The following is a 19,314-nucleotide window of genomic DNA, read 5'->3' on the forward strand; positions in this document are numbered from 1 at the left end:
AACCGGGGTGCAAACTCAGGTGCGAACTCAGGTCGAGCGCTCCGATATATCCGCTTCGCCCGCATGCAGCCCGTCGTCGCTGACGACGCGGTTGCGCCCGTGCGTCTTGGCATCGTAGAGGCGCCGGTCGGCGATCGCCAGCAGCGCGTCCAGCGCGAGCGGGGCGTCGGCCGGCGATTCGGCCACGCCGATCGAGACCGTGAAGCGGATTACGCGCTCGGGGCCCGAGGTTCCCGCGTCTGCGGCATGGAGCGCGGGATCGGACTCGGGCTCGGCTTCCGGCTCGGCCGCCACCGCACAGCCGGCGATCGCCTCGCGCAGGCGCTCCGCGATCCGCACCGCATCGGCCAGGCCGGTCTGCGGCAACATCACGGCGAACTCTTCGCCGCCAAGGCGCGCGGGCAGGTCGAACCCGCGCAGCGTGCCGTGCAGGGCCTGCGCCAGCGCTCCCAGCACACGGTCGCCGCTGGCGTGCCCCCAGCGGTCGTTGACCTTCTTGAAGAAATCGATATCGATCAGCAGCACCGACAGCGCGGTACCGCCGCGTTGCTGGCGCCTGGCCTCACGCCCGAAGCTGGCGCGGAAATGCCTGCGGTTGGCCAGGCCGGTGAGCGGGTCCTGCTGCGCCAGTTCCTGCAGCTTCTCGCCCAGCGCAAGGTAGTGATCGAACAGCTGCGTGACCACGCGCATCGTGACCCACAGCAGCAGCGGCAACAGCAGCCAGACGATCAGCAGGGGTCCGCTCAATCGGCTGAACATCGCCGGTGCCAGCGAAGACAGCGGCAGCACGTCGACCACCAGCCACGGGCTTTGCCCCGCGCGCTGGAAGAACAGCAGGTCGCCGTTGTGGCCGAGCATGCCGGAGCCCCGCGCGAACAACTCCGCCACGCCATGCCCGGACCAGTCTCCGGCTATGGCCTCGGGCCACTTCCGCAGGCCGGTGAACCCGCTGCCGGATGACGACACCACGTCGCCGTGCACATTGACCATGTAGTGCACCGTGCCCGGCTCGCTGGCGGCACCCAGCAGCTCGTGCAGGCGCTGCTGCGCGACGTCGACGGCGATCACGCCGCGGAACTGGCTGCCGGCATAGACCGGGATGCTGATCGTCGTCAGCACGCGCGAACCCTCGAATTCGGTATAGAGCGGCGCCCAATGGATTGACCGGGTCGGGTTCCGCGCCGGCATGTGGCCGCGATAGTAGTCCATGCTGTCGAATCGCTGCATCAGCCGGACGGCCTTGGCAGGATCCTGCGGCGGATAGATAGCGAAGAAGCCATTGGACGAGATGAACAGCGCATTGCCCTGGATCAGGTCGCCGCGCAGCCCCAGCCCGAGCAGCTGGCTCAGCGTGCGGCCGACCATCAGGTCGGCCTTCAGGTCGGCATCGCGGCGGGCAAAGCCTTGCAGGCCGGCAAGGCTGCGGGGACCGACGCCGATCAGTGGCGCATCGCCACGCTGCAGGGGCAATTGCCAGGCATCGTCATTGCGGGCGGCATAGGCGCGCTCGATATCGGCATCGGCCGTGCCGACATTGGCGTACAGGGCGAACAGATACTCGGAGAAGTCGCGCAGGAAAAACAGGCGGCGGCGTTCGGCGGACAGGATTGCGTCGACGCCCAGCGCGCGCAGCACCAGCGCATGCTGGCGCTCGCCGATGACGCGCTCGCGCACCAGGTACAGCTCGCGCGCGGCGACCACCAGCGTGACCAGGAACACCGCGCCGAAGCAAGCCAGCACGACCCGTTGCGGGCGCATGACGGCAAGGCGGGGCAGCCAGCGCGGCTGCGGCAGCAAACGTCGCCACATGGGGCGGGCTCCTGTCGGTGCGGTCAGGGGTCGGGCCTGGCCTGCCGGCGGGCAGGCGCGCGATATCGATGTGCTGGCCGTGCAGACTGGCTTAGTGTAGACGAGAGCCAGCCCGCGGTGTCGATTCGAGACCCGGCGTCAGCACACAACAAAGCCGCCGCGCATTGACGCTCGGAGGCGCCGGCGGAACACTGTCGCGTCCGCGCGGGACCTGGCATCGCGCACGGAAAATCCCCCGCTGAATGCCACCGTATGAGGCGTCGTCTCAGGCGACGTTGCCGATCTTGCCGCTGCAAATTCCCCCCGTCTGTCCCGCACTCGTGGCCACTACCTTGCGCTTGCGCGCCGGCATGGGGGCGCAGCGATGAGTACGCGCGCCCGCCGCCTGGTGGCAGAGGGACTGGGCACCGCGCTGCTGGTGGCGATCGTGATCGGCTCGGGCATCCGTGCCGAGCGACTTGCCGCCGGCGATACCGCGCTGGCGCTGCTGGCCAATTCGCTGGCCACCGGCGCCGGGCTGGTGGCGCTGCTGGTCTCGCTGGGGCCGGTGTCGGGCGGGCACTTCAACCCGGTGGTGAGCCTGTCCGCGCTGGTGCAAGGCACGCTAACGCCGCGCGATGCGCTGCGCTACGTGGCGGTGCAGCTGGCCGGCGCCGTGTGCGGCGTGCTGGCCGCGCATGCGATGTTCGGCGAACCGGCGGTGGCGTGGTCGGGCCAGGCGCGTACCGGTGCGTCGATGTGGTGGAGCGAATGCGTGGCGACCTTCGGGCTGGTCGGCGTGGGCATCGGCACGCTGCGCAGCCGGCCGCAGCTGGTGCCGTTCGTGGTGGCGGGCTATATCACGGCGGGTTACTGGTTCACGTCGTCGACGTCGTTCGCGAACCCGGCGCTGACCATTGCCTGTGCACTGACCGATACCTTCACCGGGATCCGGCCGGTCGATGTGCCGGGCTTCGTGCTGGCGCAGCTCGGCGGCGGCCTGGCGGCGACGCTGGTGTTCCACTGGCTGTGCCGCAAGCCGGCGGCTGCGGAGGACACGGCGCATGCGTCAAACCCGGCCCAGGCCGAAAGCGCGACCACCGCCGCGATTACCGCCGCAACCACCGCCGCAACCACGCGGCGCAACTGGCAGACTGGCGCTACCAGCGCCGATTGAGCTGCACGCCGAAGATCGAACCGCTGGCCTGCGACGCCCATGCGTCGGCCGGCGCGGTATAGCCGATGCCGTCCACGTCGCTGGCGCGGCTGTAGGTATAGAACGCGCGCAGGTTGGCGTTGCCGGCCGACTTGCCCAGCGTCAGCGTGGGCGCCACCGTCAGCGCGGTGCGCTGGCCGCTGACGCCGAAGCCCGACGAAATCTGGTCGTGCGATACCTCGAAGTTCAGCCGGAACTGGTCGCTCGCCACATAGGCGGGGCGTACGCGCGTGGTGGTCCACTGCAGCGTGCCGACCGGCGATCGATCGAACTGCAGGCTCTGTTCCACCGCGCCGCCCAGACCCGAGCGGCCCCTCCATTCGATCGATTCCGCCACGCGCATGCGCGACAGCGATGGCCCCATGCCGGTGTAGCCGGTCATGGCACTGCGCGAGCCTGAGCCAAACTGCATGCCCAGGCGATTGGTGCCGTACAGCACGCCTTTCTGCTCGTGCAGCGCCGACGCCCACCATGCGCCGCCGGTGTCCTGCACCATCGGCTGGGCTTCGACGCGGGTGAAGCCGAGTTGCACCGTGCCCTTGTCGTTGGTCGGGATGGGCGCGGTGCGCAGCGAGTGGTAGCTCGGCAGGTTCTGGCCGTTCTGGTCCGCGCGCGCGGTGTACTGGTAGTTCAGGCCGATGTCGCCGATCACCCTGGCGTTGTCGATGCCGAAGCGCATCGCCGTGGAATTGGGCGGCAGCAGGCCGGACGACATCAGGAACGGCGCATTGTCGCGCCGGCCCGCCCACATGGTGGCGCCGTCCAGCACAGCCAGGCCGCTGACGGCGGTATAGAACTGCGGCACCAGCGCGTAGGGATCGATCGCGGCGGGGCGGCCGTTGACGGTGGTGGCGTCGGTGCCGCGCGCCTGGGCGATCAGCATCACCTGCGGACCGCCATCGACATCGAGCACCGACTCGCGGATTTTCACTTCGCCGGCGCTGCGGCAGGCCAGGCCGCTGCCGATGCCGGTCGACAGCGCGCCGCCCGGGCAGGCGCGCATGGTCGCCGGGCGGTCTTCGACGGCGGCGCGGCCGCTGTAGCCCAGGCGCCACACCGAGTCGCCCGCAGGATCGTCGGCGGGAAGTTGCGAGCGCAACACAGGCGGCGCCTCGGCAGGCGCTTGCGCCGTGGTGGTGGCATCGCCAGCAGCCTCCGCCAGAGCCTCGGCCCTTGCCGGGGGCGGCGCGGCAGGCGGATCGGCCTGGAACTCACCCAGACGCGGCGGGAACAGCACTAGCGGCGGCGGTGCCGGCGCCGGCGGCTCCGGCGGTCCTACGAAAGCCGGATCCGCGGCGCCGGTGGCGGCAACGGTCGCGGGGGCGCTGCCTTCGGACGGCGCGGCCGCCGCTGCAGGCGCCACAACCGGGACGGTCCCGCTGGGAGCCGTGGACGCATCGCCCGCGATCAGCGCCGCCAGCGGGTCGTCCTGGCCCGCGGTGGCTGCCGGCGCGGTCGCGGCTTGCGCGACAGGCGCTGCAGGCGCGGCCAGTACCACCGGCGGCACCGCCGGCCGCTGCGCAATGCGCGGAGGCTGCGTGCCGTCGTCAGGGGCGACAGCCAACGGGGCGACCGTCTGCGCGCACGCCGCCAACCCCCAGGCTGCCAGCACGGCAAAGCCGATGCGGCGCAGGGGCAAGCCGCCCAGGCCGGCGGCAGCGCGCAGGCAGGAGGGTTCGGCGGCAAGCCGGCAGGAGGAGGTCAGCAAGGCGGAGGGCACGACGACAACAAGGCGAAACGACGATTCCAGCGGCCTGAGCACGCGGCTGGATCGAACAAAACCCGCCGAAGGCGGGGACTGTTTTTTATCAGCCGGTCCATTTGACCGCAAGCCGGGTTACAAAATCCCTCACAGTGTTGCCCGTCTCACAATGCGAAAATCACACGCTTCCTGTCGCAATCGACTAGCGAAAACCCGCATTGGCACGATGCTCCGTGCCGAAAGGGCCACCGCTATAATCGGCTGGCTTGGTGCGACACGCATTCTCGTGTCCGGGTAGCTCCAACGTAAGGAGCATCGACCTTTGTCGAGACAAGGGGAGGGCCTCGGCCTGAACCGTCCAATCTCGACCACTACTTGCTTAGACGAACCCGGCCGAACAGCCAGAGGTGAGTCCGATGTGTTGTGAGGAAGCCGGAACACTGGCCGACTTGCAGCTTGCTTTTTGCTGGATGGATTTCCAGCCATTGCCCAAGGGCGGGGACGCTCGCCTTTGGGCGAGTTCTCTGTAGGCATCCCCCTAACGGAGGGTGTATGCGGTCAAACAGCGGAGATTCCGTTGTATCGCCGCAACATAGCATTCAAACCGTTCTGGATAGAACGGCGCTACGTTCTTTGGGACGGCAGCCAGCGCTCGCAAGAGTGACCGATGCCGTCAAGCGCTCGCTTGCATAGGAGCACAGTGGTAGGTAAGTGAGGTCCCGGAGCGGTAGCTCTGTGCATTATGGTTCGGTCGAATATGCCCGAAAGGGTTACACGATAGAGAACCTGCTATGCGACTAGCAGTAGCCTAGGGAGACATGCGTCACTGGTAACGGTGGGGTGTGAAGCTCTCCTGACAATGTAGCCCCCGAAAGGGTGCCATCAGGTCGCGAGACAGGATGGTGGAGGCTCCGAGCAGCAACGGGGTTGAGGCGCTAGGCTGACTGGTATGGGTAACGTAAGTGAACTGCTGATAAACGTCGTAACGATTGAGATGCCAAAGCTGCTGCTAGGCATTAACCAAAAGGTGTGTGGTCGGTTGTCCTACTCAAGCCTTGGGACACGTCGCCACGATGACCACCGGCGGAAAGGCAGACCCTAACCCAGTCGTGTAATGCGCAGGGAACGTGGTAAGCCCGCATGGCTGCCGGAGCGCAGTTTGGCTCAGGCAGGCGAACCGCAAGGAACGCTGTTGGCTGTGCGGGTATGGGAGGTTGGAAAAAGCGAATGCCGGGCTGTAATGGTCCGGATAGGGGTTGAGACATCATCCCACGCGAAAGCGGGCAGACTTCCAACTGGTCAATCGTCGCAGGACGGCTGACTGATCTCGCTTGTTTAAATTTTCTTCCCTTGAGGGGCAACACGTCCCTCAAGGGGCGTGCTGTCTCTTGATGTTGGGGGAGATCCTCAAGATAGGAGAGCAGCATGGAAGCATTGATCCGCAAGGATGAATCTGCGCTCTCCGGCGTGCCGCAAACCTGGGGCGCCATTAATTGGCGCCGCGTGGAGCGGAACGTTCGAGAAATGCAGATTCGAATTGCGAAGGCGACACAGGAAGGGGACTGGCGTAGGGTGAAAGCCTTGCAACGGTCTCTGACCCGCTCGTTCTCCGCCAAAGCACTGGCGGTAAGACGAGTGACGATGAACCAAGGTAAGCGAACGGCAGGCGTCGATCGCGAAAAGTGGACAACGCCTGAAGCCCGGTGGGAAGCCATTGGGAGGTTGAAGCGCCGGGGGTACAGACCTTTGCCATTACGGAGGGTTTTCATCCCCAAGGCCAATGGGAAGGAGCGCCCTCTGGGCATTCCAACCATGTTGGACCGAGCCATGCAAGCGCTGTATTTGCTGGCGCTGGAACCGGTGTCCGAAGGAACGAGCGATCCGAACTCCTATGGGTTCAGGACCAACCGATCCACCGCGGATGCCATGTCCCAGCTGTTTGTTTCCCTATCTCAGAAGGCCTCGGCTCAATGGGTACTGGAAGCAGACATCAAAGGATGCTTTGACCATATCAGTCACGACTGGCTGGAGAGCAATGTCCCCATGGACAAAGCAATCCTGCGCAAGTGGTTGAAAGCTGGCGTGGTATTTCAGGGCCAGTTTCAGGCGACCGAAGCCGGAACACCGCAGGGAGGCATCATTTCCCCGACTCTGGCAAATGTGGCGCTGAACGGCTTGGAAACGCAACTGATCGAGTTCCTCAGAGCGAAGTTGGGAGCGACCAAGGCGAAAAGGCTCAAAGTGAACGTTGTGCGTTACGCGGACGACTTCGTCATCACCGGTGATACGCCGGAGGTCCTAGAGGACGAAGTGAAGCCGTGGGTAGAACAGTTCCTTGCAGTACGGGGGCTGTCGCTGTCTACGGAGAAAACGCGGATCGTCAGCATCACTGATGGCTTTGACTTCCTAGGGTGGAATTTCCGGAAGTACTCGGGAACCCTGCTCATAAAGCCAAGCAAGAAAAACGCGCAAGCGTTCTATCGCAAGGTAAAGGCGGTCATCAGCACCAACAAGACGGTGGATCAGTCGGACTTAATTCGACTGTTAAACCCGATGCTACGGGGCTGGGCACAGTATCACAGTCCGGTGGTGGCGAAAGCGGTGTTCGCCCGCGTGGAGCATGAAATCTTTAATGCTCTGCGACGGTGGGCAAAGCGGCGACATCCACATAAGTCCGTCGAATGGGTGCGTAGGAAATACTTTGCGACCGTCGGCGAACGAAACTGGGTGTTTGGAACCAAGTTCGTAAGCGGCAACGGCAGTGTAGGTTGGACGGAGTTGTACTCGCTCGCGGGTACGCCTATCCGACGGCACAAGAAGATTCGGGGGGATTACAATCCCTTCGATCCAACGCAGGAACGGTACGGCGAGAAGCTGCGACAGGAGCGTATGTTGGAAAACATGGCGCACCGGAAGCAGTGGATCAAGTTGTATCTATCCCAGCAAGGCTTGTGCGCAGTGTGTCAGTGCAAGATAACCAAGGAAACAGGATGGGAAGATCATCACATCGAACCTCGCATACGCGGGGGCTCCGATGCGCTAGGGAATCGCGTGCTGCTGCATCCGAACTGTCACAAGCAAGTGCATCACCAAGGTAGAACTGTTGTGAAGCCGGTGTCCGAAGGGGCATTTAGTTGAGACTCGAGCCGTATGCGGGGAAACTCGCACGTACGGTTCCTAGGGGGGGACAGGTCAGTAATGACCTTCGTCCCTACCCTACTCTTTCGGGTAAGACAGCCCTCGCCGTGCGACGCAAGTCCCGGCCATGCAGGGCACGCCGCCGTGCCCGTTCGCAACAGGCACAGCGTGCGCAGGCCGCCTATCGACACGATCGCCGGCGGCATGTGCGTCACGGTCCCGCGCCCGGCACCAAGCGAGCCGCGCGCTTGCAACCGAACCAAAATTTATAAGAGGAGAAGTAGAGATGGAACGTCGTTCCTTTCTGTTGAAGGCGTCGGCCGTAGCCGCCACCGGGGCACTGGCCGCGTGCGGCAAGGGCGAAGAGAAGGCAGCGCCTGCCGCCGCCAGCGGTCCGGCAGCACCGGCCGTGGTCGGCAGCAACCCGGCCGTGGAATGGCGCCTGGCCTCGAGCTTCCCCAAGTCGCTCGACACCATTTTCGGCGGCGCCGAGCTGCTGTCGGCGCGCGTGAAGGAACTGACCGACGGCAAGTTCAACATCAAGGTGTTCGCGGCGGGCGAGATCGTGCCGGGCCTGCAGGTGCTGGACTCGGTACAGAACAACACCGTGCAGATCGGCCACACGGCCGGCTACTACTACTTCGGGAAGAACCCGACGCTGTGCTTTGACACCACCGTGCCGTTCGGCCTGACCGCGCGCCAGCAGAACGCCTGGATGCTGCAAGGCAACGGCATGAAGCTGATGCGCGAGTTCTTCAAGGAATACAACGTCGTCAACTTCCTGGGCGGCAACACAAACGCGCAGATGGGCGGCTGGTTCCGCAAGGAAATCAAGACCGTGGCCGACCTGCAGGGCCTGAAGTACCGCATCGCCGGTTTCGCCGGCGTGGTGCTGTCGCGCCTGGGCGTGGTGCCGCAGCAGATCGCCGGCGGCGACATCTACCCGGCGCTGGAAAAGGGCACCATCGACGCGGCCGAGTGGGTGGGCCCGTACGATGACGAGAAGCTGGGCTTCTACAAGGTGGCACCGTACTACTACTACCCGGGCTGGTGGGAAGGCAGCGCGCAGCTGTCGTTCTACGCCTCGGCCAGCGAGTTCGAAAAGCTGCCGGCGCTGTACAAGCGCGCACTGGAAACGGCGACCATCGAGGGCGACCATCGAGGCCCACACCACCATGATGGCCAAGTACGACACGGTCAACCCGCAGGCACTGGCGCGCCTGCTGGAAAACGGCGTCAAGCTGCGCCCGTTCTCCAAGGAGATCATGGAAGCCTGCTTCAAGGCGACGCAGGAAGCCTACGCCGACGAAACCGCCAAGAACCCGTCGTTCAAGAAGATCTACGACGACTGGCGCGTGTTCCGCAACAACGAGGCGGCGTGGTTCAACGTGGCCGAGCAGGCCTACTCGCAGTTCAGCTTCGCGCGCAAGCTCTAAGCACGTTCCGGCCGGTGCCGGGCACAAACCCCATGCCTGTCTGCGGGCATGGGGTTTTTTATTGCCCGGCGAGCTTTTCCCGGCGCCGGTAGAATCGCCGGCATCGACCGGAATTCCCTATGCAAATCGGCATCCTGTACGCGCTCCTGGCTTATGTCATCTGGGGGCTGCTCCCGCTCTATATCAAGTCGCTGCCCGGCATTGCGCCGACGGAGATCCTGCTGCACCGGATGGTGTGGTCGCTGGCGTTCCTGGGGCTGGTGCTGGCCTGGCGGCGCCAGTGGGCCTGGCTCGGGCAGTTGAGGGACCGGCGCCTGCTGCTGTCGTTCGGCGCCAGCGCGGCGCTGCTGTGCGCCAACTGGTTCCTCTATATCTGGGCGGTGTCGGCCAACCGCGTGGTCGATGCCAGCCTGGGCTACTTCATCAATCCGCTGTTCAGCGTGCTGCTAGGCGTGGTGTTCCTGCATGAGCGGCTGCGCGCGGTGCAATGGCTGTCGATCGCGGTGGCAGCGGCCGGGGTGGCTTGGCTGACGGTGGCGGCGGGCCAGTTGCCCTGGATCGCACTCGGGCTGGCGGCCAGTTTTGGCGGCTACGGGCTGTTGCGCAAGACGGGGGCGCTGGGCGCGCTCGAAGGATTGTCGCTGGAGACGCTGCTGCTGTTTCCTTTTGCCGCGGCGATGCTGGCCTACCTCTTCACCACGGGGCAGGATGGCTTCACCCACGCAGCGCCTGGTACGCAATTGCTGCTGCTGATGGCCGGGCCGGTGACGGCGGTGCCGCTGCTGTTCTTCGCCGCCGGCGCGCGGCGCATCCCGCTGTCGCTGCTGGGCCTGCTGCAATACACCGGGCCGACGCTGCAGCTGCTGCTGGGCGTGTGGCTGTGGCATGAACCGTTTCCCGCGCAGAAGCAGGTCGGCTACGCGCTGATCTGGATTTCGCTGGCGCTGTATGCGGTGGAAGGGCTGTGGGTGAACAGCCGGCAAAAGGCGGCTTCCATCCAGGCGACTAATGAATCGATTTGAGTCAGCGAAGCGTTTATTCTTCATGTAGATAAACCTGGTGCCCCGGCCATGTCCGCGCCGCCTGATGCCACGCCCCCGGTCCAGCGCAAGATCATCCATTGCGACTGCGATTGCTTCTACGCCTCGGTCGAGATGCGCGACGACCCCTCGCTGCGCGGCCGGCCGATGGCCGTGGGCGGCTCGCCCGACCGGCGCGGGGTGATCGCCACCTGCAACTATGAAGCGCGTGCCTTCGGCGTGCGCTCGGCCATGGCGTCGGCGCAGGCGGTCAAGCTTTGCCCCGATCTGCTGATCCTGCGTCCGGCCATGGACAAATATCGCGAGGTATCGCGCCAGATTTTTGCGATCTACCGCGAATACACCGAGCTGGTTGAACCGCTGTCGCTGGACGAGGCCTATCTCGACGTCAGCCTCTGCACGCGCCATGCCGGCAGCGCCACCCGCATCGCCGAAGAAATCCGACAGCGCGTGTGCGACCAGGTCGGCGTGACCGTTTCGGCCGGCGTGGGCCCGAGCAAATTCGTTGCCAAGATCGCTAGCGACTGGAACAAGCCCGACGGGCTGTTCGTGGTCCGCCCGGCGGCGGTCAATGCCTTCGTCGCCGCGCTGCCGGTCGAACGCATCCACGGGGTCGGCAAGGTCACCGCGGCCAAGCTGCGGCGGCTGGGCGCGCAGACCTGCGGCGACCTGCGGCCGTGGTCGCCGGACCGGCTGCACCGCGAATTCGGCGCGTTCGGGACGCGGCTCTACAAGCTGTGCCGCGGCGAGGACGAGCGCGAGGTGACGCCCGAGCGGGAGCGCAAGTCGATCAGCGTGGAAGAGACCTATGCCGACGACCTGCCCGACCTGCAGGCATGCCTGGTCGAACTGGAGCCGCTGATCGCCATGCTCGAGGCACGCATTGCCCGCGCGCAGGCGCACGGCACCATCGACAAGCTGACGGTCAAGCTGCGCTTTTCGGACTTCCGCCAGACCACGGTGGAATGCCGCGGCCATGCGCCCGACCGCACGGTCTACGCGCGCCTGCTGGCAGAGGGCCACGCCCGGCGCGGGCTGCCGGTGCGGTTGCTGGGGGTAGGGGTGGCGACCAGCGACCGGGATCGGTCGCAGCTCGAACTGTTCGAGTAAAACCAATTATTCGAGCGAATAATCAATGGGTGGATTTTTACCGCTGATCGATTATTCGTATTGATGATGCTCTGCCTATTGCAGGTTGTTCCGCATCACCAGCACCCAGGGCATGTGCGAATTGGTCACGCCATCGATCCGCCCCGAATCGCCCAGTTCGATTTCCTCCATCGATACCGATTGCTGGACATTGCCGCCGATGGCACGCACCACCCGCGCCGCCGGATCGACGGCCACCACGATGTCGCAATGCATCGGGGTGGTGCCGAAGCCGATCTCCGCCACATCCTCGAGGTAGCGGTCGCGTCCCCGCCCGGAACAGACGATGTCGCCCGGGCGGGGCATGGCCGGAACGGGTTCGATGCGGAAGGCGGGATGGGCAAGGATGCCGTCGCGCGCATCGACTACATACATCGAATGTGACTGGCCGGTCAGGAACTGCTGCTCGTCCAGCCCGGCCTTGCGCAACACCCACGAGATAAACACCGCCGACCAGGCCCAGGCGCCTTGCGTGACCTGCCGGCAACTGGGGGTTTCGCCGACGATGCCCCAGTAGCGCCGGGCCAGCGTGCAGCCCAGCGGCGTGGCCTCCATGCCGGTGCCGTCCGGGAAAGTCATGCAATCGGCGCGAGGCCACTTGATGTTGTTGCTGTCGGTGTCGGCGCTGGTGCCGCTGGCGGGCGCGCCGGTATCGGCCTTGTCCTCGGGTTGCACCTCCGGCGGTTCAGGCAGGGCCGGGGGCAGTTCGGGAGCCGGCGCGGGGCTGTAGGTGACGCAGGCGCTGTCGTCGCGGCCAAGGCGCACCACCTGCCCGCCCCAGCGCGACCACTCCTGCGTGGCGATCTCGACGATGCGCTCGCGCGGCGTGGCGCCGGGCGTGGTGACCGGCCGCTCGTTGTCGGCCAGCGGCCGTGCCTGCGGACGCGCGGGTTCGCTGACCGTGGTGCAGGCGCTCAGCAGCGCCAGCGCCGCGGCGGCGCAAATGGCTTGTGGAGAAACCTGTGGAATCCGCTGTGGAAAGCGCTGTGCATAACGCTGTGGAGATCTGCGGCGCAATGGACGGGCGAACATGGAAGCCCCACATGGCTCGGCGCCCCGTCCGGCCCTGCATCGGCCTTGGCTGGACGCCTGTTGGAAGTCCTAACGCGCAACCGCTTCGGCAATGGCTTCAGCGCTGCGGCGGATACTGCAGAAAACGTCGATCCCTGCTGTGGATAACGTCCCCCGCCTGGCGCTCGCCTGCGCCCTGGCCGAAGCTTGCGGCCGGCGGCGGCATGGCGGGGTCAAACAAACACGGGCCGTGCAGTGCAGCCCGTCAGGCTCACTGGTTGACAGCGTCCTTGAACTTCTGGCCGGCCTTGAACTTCACGGTCTTGGCGGCTTCCACCTTGATTTCTTCGCCGGTGCGCGGGTTGCGCGCCATGCGCTCGCCACGCTCGCCCTTGCTGAACGTGCCAAAGCCGATGAGGCTCAGCGTATCGCCCTTGGCCACGGCGTCCATGATGGCCGACAGGGTCACGTTCAGTGCCTGTTCTGCCTTGGCCTTGGTGAGACCGTCCACACCGGCTGCGATAGCGTCGATCAGTTCGGTTTTCGTCATGCTTCACTCCGTATCGAGTTGATAAAACACAGGCGCCCGGTCGGCGGTAGCAAGGCTGCCACCGGACCGGCAAAAGACGCCGCGGGCCACATCATACCGTGTCGGACAAGGCGCACCGCGAACAGATTGTTACCTGCAGGATTGCGCCAGGCCGCCTCAGGCCGTGGCTGGCGGCAAATCGACCTGCTGGCAGACCTGGTTGCGGGCGCTGCCGTTGCGGTGCAAACGCCGCGCGGCGAGCGCATGGACGGCCACATGACGCTGCACAGGCAGGCGGCCAGCCCGCCACGTTACAGGATGTCCCACGAGCCGTTCAAAGGCCATAGAGGGCCGCAGAGGCGTTTACGGGCCCTCTGCGACTGGGGATGGACCTCAGGGAGCCTCCGGCACGTATACGCGCCTGTATTCGCCCTAAAAGCCCCACAGTCCGGCTGCACTATGTTGCATGCAGATCCAGGCAAGGTTACCTGCCTCGCAAGACGGTATTCGGCTTGTGCATGCCTGGATCCGGCGTGTTCAGACTTGCGTATGCGGCAACCTCTGCGGGCACCGGTATACGCCGGGCTCTTGCCGCTGCCCTGGTTCCGCCTTTCGGTTTACATCTTTCTTTCATGTATACAGATAGTGGTAGTAGGTAAACGGCGCCTCCGGCTGTGGAAAACTATGTAAACGTCTTTGCCGTCAACGGTTTACGTAAACGAGAAGTGGTTGCATCCATTGTTGGTCGCAGTGGATGAACCGGCCTTATGGATGAGGTCTTGCGGTATACGCCTCCGACTTATGCCCGAGGCATCCCCATGCGGGCCCCAGGCAGCCCACATCGAATCCGCGTGCTTTTCCACAGAAGGAGGCGGGGTTATCCACATGCGCGAGGTTTACGTGACCGGCCGTAACCAGGCCGTATACCTGCCAGGGCGAGCGGTCGAGCCGTTAACCAGGGGTCACGTATACGTGTCGCAGCCACGCCGGTATCATGCCGATCGCGCCGGAACGGCCGGCACAGGCAGGCGACACGCATGGAAAGGCAAATGGCGGACAAGGCAAAGCAAAAGGCAGCGGGCAAGAAGACCGCGAGCGACCGGATCGAGGTGCGCCAGTCGGGCGTGCACGGCAAGGGCGTATACGCGATCGCCCCCATCGCCGAAGGCGAGCGCGTGATCGAGTACAAGGGCGAGCACATCTCGTGGAAGAAGGCGCTGGAGCGCCACCCGCACGATCCCAGCGATCCCAACCACACTTTCTACTTCAGCCTGGACGACGGCAGCGTCATCGACGCCAAGTTCGGCGGCAACCGTGCGCGCTGGATCAACCACGCCTGCGAACCGAACTGCGAGGCGCGCGAGAAGAAGGGACGCGTCTTTATCCACGCGCTGCGCGATATCGCCCAGGGCGAAGAGCTGTTCTATGACTACGGGCTGGTGATCGAGGCGCGCTATACGGCCAAGCTGAAGAAGGAATTCGAGTGCCGTTGCGGCAGCCCGCAATGCCGCGGCACCATGCTGGCGCCGAAGGACAAGAAAAAGAAGAAGTAAGGCCGAAGGCGCTTCAGCCGGTCGAACCTGCCGGCTCGCACGGGATCCGGATCACGAAGCGCATGACCGGCCGGCGCTCCGGCGTGCACTCGGTGCCCTGCAGGCTGGCCGGCTGCTGCGGCACGTCCTCGATATGGATGGTGCCCTGGTGCAGCGTCACGATCTCGTGCACGATGGCCAGCCCCAGGCCGGCGCCGCCACTCTGCGCCGCGCGGTCGCCGCGGAAGAAGCGCTTGAACACCTCTTCGCGCCGCTGCGGCGGGATGCCGGGCCCGTTGTCTTCGATCATCACCACCGCCATGCCGCGGTGACCCATGGCCTCGCCGCCGGCGCGCACGGTGATGCGGCCGCCGGCCGGCACGTACTTCACCGCATTGTCGATCAGGTTGGACAGCGCCTCGCGCATCAGCAGGCGGTTCCCGCGCACAACCGCGGGCGTGCTGCCGGTGAAGGTAGGCCCGGGCAATATCTCGAAACCCAGGTCGATGCGGCGCGCGAGTGCCTGCGGCACCCATTCGGCGCCGATTTCGAAGGCAAGCTCGGCCAAATCGAAGTGCTCCACCGGCCCCAGCCGCTCCAGCGACAGCCCAGGCTCTGCGCGCGCCAGCGACAGCAGCTGGTTCGACAGCCGCACCGCGCGGTCGGCCGCGGTCTGGACTTCACGCAGGGCATGCCGGACGACCTCCGGAGAATCGGCTTCCATGGCGCGGTCGGCATGCAGCTTGACCGCGGTCAGCGGCGTGCGCAGCTGGTGCGCGGCATCGGCGATGAACTTGCGCTGTGCATCGAGGGCGTCGCGCAGCCGCGCCAGCAGTGCATTCAGGCCGCGGATCAGCGGCGCCACCTCGGCCGGCACCTGGGTTTCGTCCAGCGCCGCCAGCGAGCGCGCGGTCTGCCGGTTGAGCTTGTCGGCCAGGATCTGCAGCGGCACCAGCTCTTCCTTGAGCACGTGCGACAGGATCAGGCTGCCGACCAGCAGCAGCAGGATCAGCGGCACCGACACCGACAGCAGGATCTCGTTGGCGGCGGTCTCGCGCCGGTCCAGCAGCTCGGCCACTTCGATCACGATAGGTCCGCGCGCGGGCTTGCCGGCCTCGCTGGTGCCGAGCTCGTCCACCGCGGCGCTGGGCAGCATCACCGGCAGCCGCACCGCGCGCACCTGGCGCCCGCTGAACCAGGCGTAGAACAGCCGGGCATCGTGCAGCGTGGTCTGGCCAGTGCCGTAGCCCAGCCACGTGTCCATGCCGCCGATCAGGCCATCGGGCCCGTGGATGCGCCAGTAGATGCGGTCGGTGCCCTCGGCCTCGACCAGCGTCTGCGCGATCATCGGGATGTCCTGCTCCAGCCGCGGGCCGGCGATGCGGATCTGCTGGGCGATGTTGTTGGCCACGCCATACAGCGCGCGGTCGAACACCTGCGTGGTGTAGTGCGCCGCCAGCCAGTAGGACAGCGAGCCGCTGGTGAGCACCAGCGCGAACAGCGGCGTCGCCAACGCGCGCAGCAGGTGTACGCGCAGGCTGATGTTGGAGCCGGGGCGGGCGGCCTGGCGTGTCGATGCGGGCGCGGCGCCGGCGTTGTCAGCCGCGGCGGAGGAAGGGAGCTCGTTCCGCGTTGCGATGCGGGACGAAGTGCGCCAGGAAATCCGGGTGGAGGTGCGGGAGCGGGGCCACATTGCCGGCTGGGCTGATGGGTCGGGGCCGGGGGTCAGTGCCGTGCGCCGGGCGGCGCAAGCGGCAGGAACGCTTTCATTGGCCGGCGCGGATCTGCAGCAGGTAGCCGAAGCCGCGCACGGTCATGATCTCGACATCGCTGTCCTCGAGCTTCTTGCGCACGCGGTGCACGTAGACCTCGATCGCGGTGTCGCCCACGGTATCGCCGCCTTCGCCGGCGGGGTGGGCAAAAGTGGCCAGGTGGTCCTGCAGCTGCGCCTTGCTGACGACGCGGCCCTGGCGCTGCAGCAGCAGCTCGAGCACCGCGAACTCGCGTGGCGACAGTTCCAGCGGCCGTGCGTCGATGAACATGCGGCGGTCGTTGCCGGACAGGCGCAGGCGCCCCAGGCGCACGTCGCGCTCGGGCGCGGCCTCGCCATGCTGGCTGCGGCGCAGCAGCACGCGCACGCGCGCTTCCAGCTCGGGCAGGGCGAAGGGTTTGATCAGGTAGTCGTCGGCACCGGCGTTCAGGCCCGAGAGCTTGTCTTCCAGTTCGTCGCGCGCGGTCAGGATGATGACCGGCGTGGTGCGGTTGCGGGCGCGGTAGCGCGCCAGCAGGGTCATGCCGTCGATCCCGGGCAGGCCCAGGTCGAGGATGACGAGGTCGTGCTGCTCGCGCAGCAGGTGTTCGGTGGCATAGACGCCGTCATGGACGACGCGTACCTGGTGGCCGGCGCGGGACAGGCCGGCTTCGACGCCGCTGGCAATCTGGCGGTCGTCCTCAATCAGCAGGATACGCATGGCGGCTCGGGCAGGAGGTTGGGCATGGCTGGAGGAGGGCCCATGCAGCACACGGTGCGGGCCTGCCGCAGATTGTACTCGGCGCGGACGGCTGCTTCCTTACGGTTTGCCTACATCCGCCCGGGTATCTGCTGCCGCGCGGGGTATCCGGGTATCAGCCCGGCACCACCAGCGCCGCCGCGGCGCGCTCGATGAAGTGGGCCAGGTCGATGTCGCGCTGTGTGAGGCCGTTGGCGTCGTGGGTGGACAGCGTGATGTCGACGCGGTTGTAGACGTTGAACCATTCGGGATGGTGGTCGGCCTTGTCGGCCTGGATCGCCACGCGCGTCATGAAGCCGAAGGCGGCATTGAAGTCGTGGAAGGTGAAGCGCTTGAAGATCGCGTCGCGGTCCTGGACGGTGGTCCAGCCGGGCAGTTCGGCGAGCAGCGTGGCTCGGGCTTGCGGGGACAGAGGGGTCATGGTGGGCTCGATCTGGGTCTTGGGAAATCGGCAGGCAGCGTCGGGGGACGCCGCCAGAGCGGACAGCCGGCCCGCCCGCGCCGGGGCGGCGGGCATGCCGGCATTGTTTCACAAAGCGGGAAGCGGGGCAGGGGCCGCCGGAATCAGATGTCGTCGGTGTCGGCCCAGCCTTCGCGGGTACCGACGTTGATCACCTGGTCGCCCGGCACCACGTCGCCGGCGCCCAGCGTGGGCTGCGCGCGCAGTTCCTGGTACAGCGGGGCGAAGTCCGGCCGGGTCGCGTCGAACAGCTGCTCAAAGCTGTCGATCACGAAGTAGGTCTTCTGGAACGTGTCGATGCGATAGCGCGTGCGCATGATGCGGCGCACGTCGAAGCCGATCCGGTTGGGGCTGGCCGAGTCCAGGCTGTAGATCGATTCGCCCTGGCTCGACAGGATGCCGGCGCCGTAGATGCGCAGCCCTTGCCCGGTGCGGATCAGGCCGAACTCTACCGTGTACCAGTACAGGCGCGACAGCATGTCGAGCGCGCCCATGCCGGCCGCCTTTAGGCCGCCCTTGCCGTAGGCCTCCATGTAGTCGGCAAAGACCGGGTTGATCAGCAGCGGCACGTGGCCGAACACGTCGTGGAAGCAGTCCGGCTCCTGCAGGTAGTCCAGCTGCTCGGGTTTGCGCATCCACCAGCTGGCCGGGAAACGGCGGTTGGCCAGGTGCTCGAAGAACACCTCGTCCGGCACCAGCCCGGGCACGGCGACCACCTGCCAGCCGGTGGCGCGCATCAGGGTCTCGTTGAGCTGGCCGAAATCCGGCACGCGGTCCTTTTCCATGCCCAGCGTGGCCAGGCCTTGCAGGAATTCGTCGCTGACCCGGCCCTGCAGCATCGAGGCCTGGCGCTCGTACAGCTTGCGCCAGATGGCGTGATCGGTGCTGGTGTAGCGGTGCACCGGCTGCGCGATGGTGAAGTCGGGGCGCAGCGCCTGGCCGGACAGCAGGCCTTCGTCGAACTGTTCGCGCAGCTTGTCGGTGAGGGTGCCCTGGAAGGCGGCGGGGGCTTCGGTGGCGGCCATGGCGGGTGCGGACATAGGTTTGTGTCTCCTGTTATGCGTGATCGCTGCGGCGCGGCAGCGCGGAATGCGGATTTACTGCGTAGTTTAGTGACAGCATGCTGCATATACGCCGCAAAATCGGCTTGTCTTCAATTGATCGTGCATGTAACGTGCGTCATGCGATGACTCGATGCGGAATTTGTGTATGACTGCCCAAAGCGTCTCTCTTGACCCGTTCGACCTGGCCCTGCTGGCCGCGCTGCAGGCGGACGGCCGCTCCACCCACCAGCAACTGGCCGAGCGCGTGCACCTGTCGCCCAGCCAGGTCGGGCGCCGCCTGGCGCGGCTGGAAGCCGATGGCGTCATCACCGGCTACCGCGTCAGCCTGTCGACCCAGGCGCTCGGCCTGGGCGTGCTGGTCTTTATCAGCGTCAAGCTGGCGCACCACGGCGACACCATCGTCGAGCGCTTCCGCGAGGAAATCCTGCTGCTCGAAGAGGTGCAGGAGTGCTATTCGGTAGCGGGCGAGGCCGATTACCTGATCCGCGTGGTCGTGCCGGACCTGCCCACGCTGGCGGAATTCACCATGAAGCGGCTGATGCGGGTGCCCGGGGTGGAGAGCGTGCGTTCCAATATCGTGCTCACCGCGATCAAGTGCGAGGGGGCGCTGCCGCTGTCGCACCTGCGCTGAGCCGGCTTTTAAGTCCGGGTTGAATCTTTTCCAGGTGCGCCATGCAGGATTGCGCGCCGGTCTTGCACTCCTGTGGCGTGCGTGTCACCCTCGCCGGGTGCCACGAAG

The 19,314-nt window shown here is 66.0% G+C and carries 14 protein-coding genes and 1 pseudogene; 7 read left to right on the top strand and 8 right to left on the bottom strand.

From position 1 onward, the window contains the following. Positions 1–27 precede the first annotated feature (27 nt). Positions 28–1,809, bottom strand: coding sequence for a diguanylate cyclase (locus ACAD63_RS00370; RefSeq protein ID WP_135706162.1), 1,782 nt, complete (start codon positions 1,807–1,809; stop codon positions 28–30). Between the two features lie 364 nt (positions 1,810–2,173). On the opposite strand from ACAD63_RS00370, the gene ACAD63_RS00375 reads away from it, so the two are divergent. Then, complete coding sequence (locus tag ACAD63_RS00375; RefSeq protein ID WP_434033293.1) at positions 2,174–2,965, top strand: aquaporin; 792 nt, start codon at positions 2,174–2,176, stop codon at positions 2,963–2,965. On the opposite strand, the gene ACAD63_RS00380 is transcribed toward ACAD63_RS00375, so the two are convergent. Beyond that, complete coding sequence (locus ACAD63_RS00380) at positions 2,949–4,643, bottom strand: carbohydrate porin (RefSeq protein ID WP_434033953.1); 1,695 nt, start codon at positions 4,641–4,643, stop codon at positions 2,949–2,951. The genes ACAD63_RS00375 and ACAD63_RS00380 overlap by 17 nt on opposite strands. Positions 4,644–6,131: 1,488 nt before the next feature. Between ACAD63_RS00380 and ltrA the strand changes: the two genes are divergently transcribed. The 4 genes and pseudogenes from ltrA to dinB all read left to right on the top strand — a co-directional run bounded on the left by ltrA (position 6,132) and on the right by dinB (position 11,430). After that, the gene (gene ltrA, locus ACAD63_RS00385) at positions 6,132–7,844 is read left to right on the top strand and encodes a group II intron reverse transcriptase/maturase (protein WP_434033294.1); all 1,713 of its coding nucleotides are present in this window, start codon (positions 6,132–6,134) and stop codon (positions 7,842–7,844) included. 286 nt (positions 7,845–8,130) lie between these two features. Beyond that, positions 8,131–9,280, top strand: a pseudogene (locus ACAD63_RS00390) (TRAP transporter substrate-binding protein). A 119-nt stretch (positions 9,281–9,399) separates the two neighbouring features. After that, positions 9,400–10,302 (top strand): EamA family transporter RarD, encoded by a 903-nt coding sequence (gene rarD / locus ACAD63_RS00395; RefSeq protein WP_135706158.1) that lies wholly within the window; start codon positions 9,400–9,402, stop codon positions 10,300–10,302. 48 nt (positions 10,303–10,350) lie between these two features. Further along, positions 10,351–11,430: a DNA polymerase IV gene (gene dinB / locus ACAD63_RS00400; protein WP_195427884.1), complete on the top strand. Its 1,080-nt coding sequence runs from the start codon at positions 10,351–10,353 to the stop codon at positions 11,428–11,430. A gap of 75 nt (positions 11,431–11,505) precedes the next feature. On the opposite strand, the gene ACAD63_RS00405 is transcribed toward dinB, so the two are convergent. Both ACAD63_RS00405 and ACAD63_RS00410 read right to left on the bottom strand, forming a co-directional pair. Continuing rightward, entirely contained in the window at positions 11,506–12,501 is a 996-nt protein-coding gene (locus ACAD63_RS00405) for a DUF2272 domain-containing protein (RefSeq protein ID WP_133096584.1), read from the bottom strand. A 250-nt stretch (positions 12,502–12,751) separates the two neighbouring features. Next, the gene (locus ACAD63_RS00410) at positions 12,752–13,030 is read right to left on the bottom strand and encodes an HU family DNA-binding protein (RefSeq protein ID WP_012354324.1); all 279 of its coding nucleotides are present in this window, start codon (positions 13,028–13,030) and stop codon (positions 12,752–12,754) included. Between the two features lie 1,028 nt (positions 13,031–14,058). Between ACAD63_RS00410 and ACAD63_RS00415 the strand changes: the two genes are divergently transcribed. Continuing rightward, on the top strand, positions 14,059–14,562 hold the full coding sequence (locus tag ACAD63_RS00415) for an SET domain-containing protein (protein ID WP_133096583.1): 504 nt from the start codon (positions 14,059–14,061) through the stop codon (positions 14,560–14,562). A 13-nt stretch (positions 14,563–14,575) separates the two neighbouring features. On the opposite strand, the gene ACAD63_RS00420 is transcribed toward ACAD63_RS00415, so the two are convergent. The 4 genes from ACAD63_RS00420 to phhA all read right to left on the bottom strand — a co-directional run bounded on the left by ACAD63_RS00420 (position 14,576) and on the right by phhA (position 18,551). After that, positions 14,576–16,234 (bottom strand): sensor histidine kinase, encoded by a 1,659-nt coding sequence (locus ACAD63_RS00420; RefSeq protein ID WP_434033295.1) that lies wholly within the window; start codon positions 16,232–16,234, stop codon positions 14,576–14,578. Between the two features lie 73 nt (positions 16,235–16,307). Continuing rightward, on the bottom strand, positions 16,308–17,012 hold the full coding sequence (locus tag ACAD63_RS00425) for a response regulator transcription factor (RefSeq protein ID WP_115678953.1): 705 nt from the start codon (positions 17,010–17,012) through the stop codon (positions 16,308–16,310). A 154-nt stretch (positions 17,013–17,166) separates the two neighbouring features. Beyond that, positions 17,167–17,472 (bottom strand): 4a-hydroxytetrahydrobiopterin dehydratase, encoded by a 306-nt coding sequence (locus ACAD63_RS00430; protein WP_063240039.1) that lies wholly within the window; start codon positions 17,470–17,472, stop codon positions 17,167–17,169. A gap of 143 nt (positions 17,473–17,615) precedes the next feature. Continuing rightward, positions 17,616–18,551 (bottom strand): phenylalanine 4-monooxygenase, encoded by a 936-nt coding sequence (phhA, locus tag ACAD63_RS00435; protein WP_240745911.1) that lies wholly within the window; start codon positions 18,549–18,551, stop codon positions 17,616–17,618. Between the two features lie 169 nt (positions 18,552–18,720). On the opposite strand from phhA, the gene ACAD63_RS00440 reads away from it, so the two are divergent. After that, positions 18,721–19,206, top strand: coding sequence for an Lrp/AsnC family transcriptional regulator (locus tag ACAD63_RS00440; RefSeq protein WP_029046491.1), 486 nt, complete (start codon positions 18,721–18,723; stop codon positions 19,204–19,206). Positions 19,207–19,314 lie beyond the last annotated feature (108 nt).

Source organism: Cupriavidus sp. a3 (assembly GCF_051015765.1).
Lineage (GTDB): Bacteria > Pseudomonadota > Gammaproteobacteria > Burkholderiales > Burkholderiaceae > Cupriavidus > Cupriavidus oxalaticus_A.

What these genes read in the sequence shown, in the direction of transcription:
- ACAD63_RS00375 (WP_434033293.1), top strand. Translation starts at nt 2,174, where the DNA reads ATGAGTACGCGCGCCCGCCGCCTGGTGGCAGAGGGACTGGGCACCGCG.
- ACAD63_RS00415 (WP_133096583.1), top strand. Translation starts at nt 14,059, where the DNA reads ATGGCGGACAAGGCAAAGCAAAAGGCAGCGGGCAAGAAGACCGCGAGC.
- rarD (WP_135706158.1), top strand. Translation starts at nt 9,400, where the DNA reads ATGCAAATCGGCATCCTGTACGCGCTCCTGGCTTATGTCATCTGGGGG.
- ACAD63_RS00410 (WP_012354324.1), bottom strand. Translation starts at nt 13,030, where the DNA reads ATGACGAAAACCGAACTGATCGACGCTATCGCAGCCGGTGTGGACGGT.
- ACAD63_RS00425 (WP_115678953.1), bottom strand. Translation starts at nt 17,012, where the DNA reads ATGCGTATCCTGCTGATTGAGGACGACCGCCAGATTGCCAGCGGCGTC.
- ACAD63_RS00370 (WP_135706162.1), bottom strand. Translation starts at nt 1,809, where the DNA reads ATGTGGCGACGTTTGCTGCCGCAGCCGCGCTGGCTGCCCCGCCTTGCC.
- ACAD63_RS00405 (WP_133096584.1), bottom strand. Translation starts at nt 12,501, where the DNA reads ATGTTCGCCCGTCCATTGCGCCGCAGATCTCCACAGCGTTATGCACAG.
- ACAD63_RS00440 (WP_029046491.1), top strand. Translation starts at nt 18,721, where the DNA reads ATGACTGCCCAAAGCGTCTCTCTTGACCCGTTCGACCTGGCCCTGCTG.
- dinB (WP_195427884.1), top strand. Translation starts at nt 10,351, where the DNA reads ATGTCCGCGCCGCCTGATGCCACGCCCCCGGTCCAGCGCAAGATCATC.
- ltrA (WP_434033294.1), top strand. Translation starts at nt 6,132, where the DNA reads ATGGAAGCATTGATCCGCAAGGATGAATCTGCGCTCTCCGGCGTGCCG.
- phhA (WP_240745911.1), bottom strand. Translation starts at nt 18,551, where the DNA reads ATGTCCGCACCCGCCATGGCCGCCACCGAAGCCCCCGCCGCCTTCCAG.
- ACAD63_RS00420 (WP_434033295.1), bottom strand. Translation starts at nt 16,234, where the DNA reads ATGTGGCCCCGCTCCCGCACCTCCACCCGGATTTCCTGGCGCACTTCG.
- ACAD63_RS00430 (WP_063240039.1), bottom strand. Translation starts at nt 17,472, where the DNA reads ATGACCCCTCTGTCCCCGCAAGCCCGAGCCACGCTGCTCGCCGAACTG.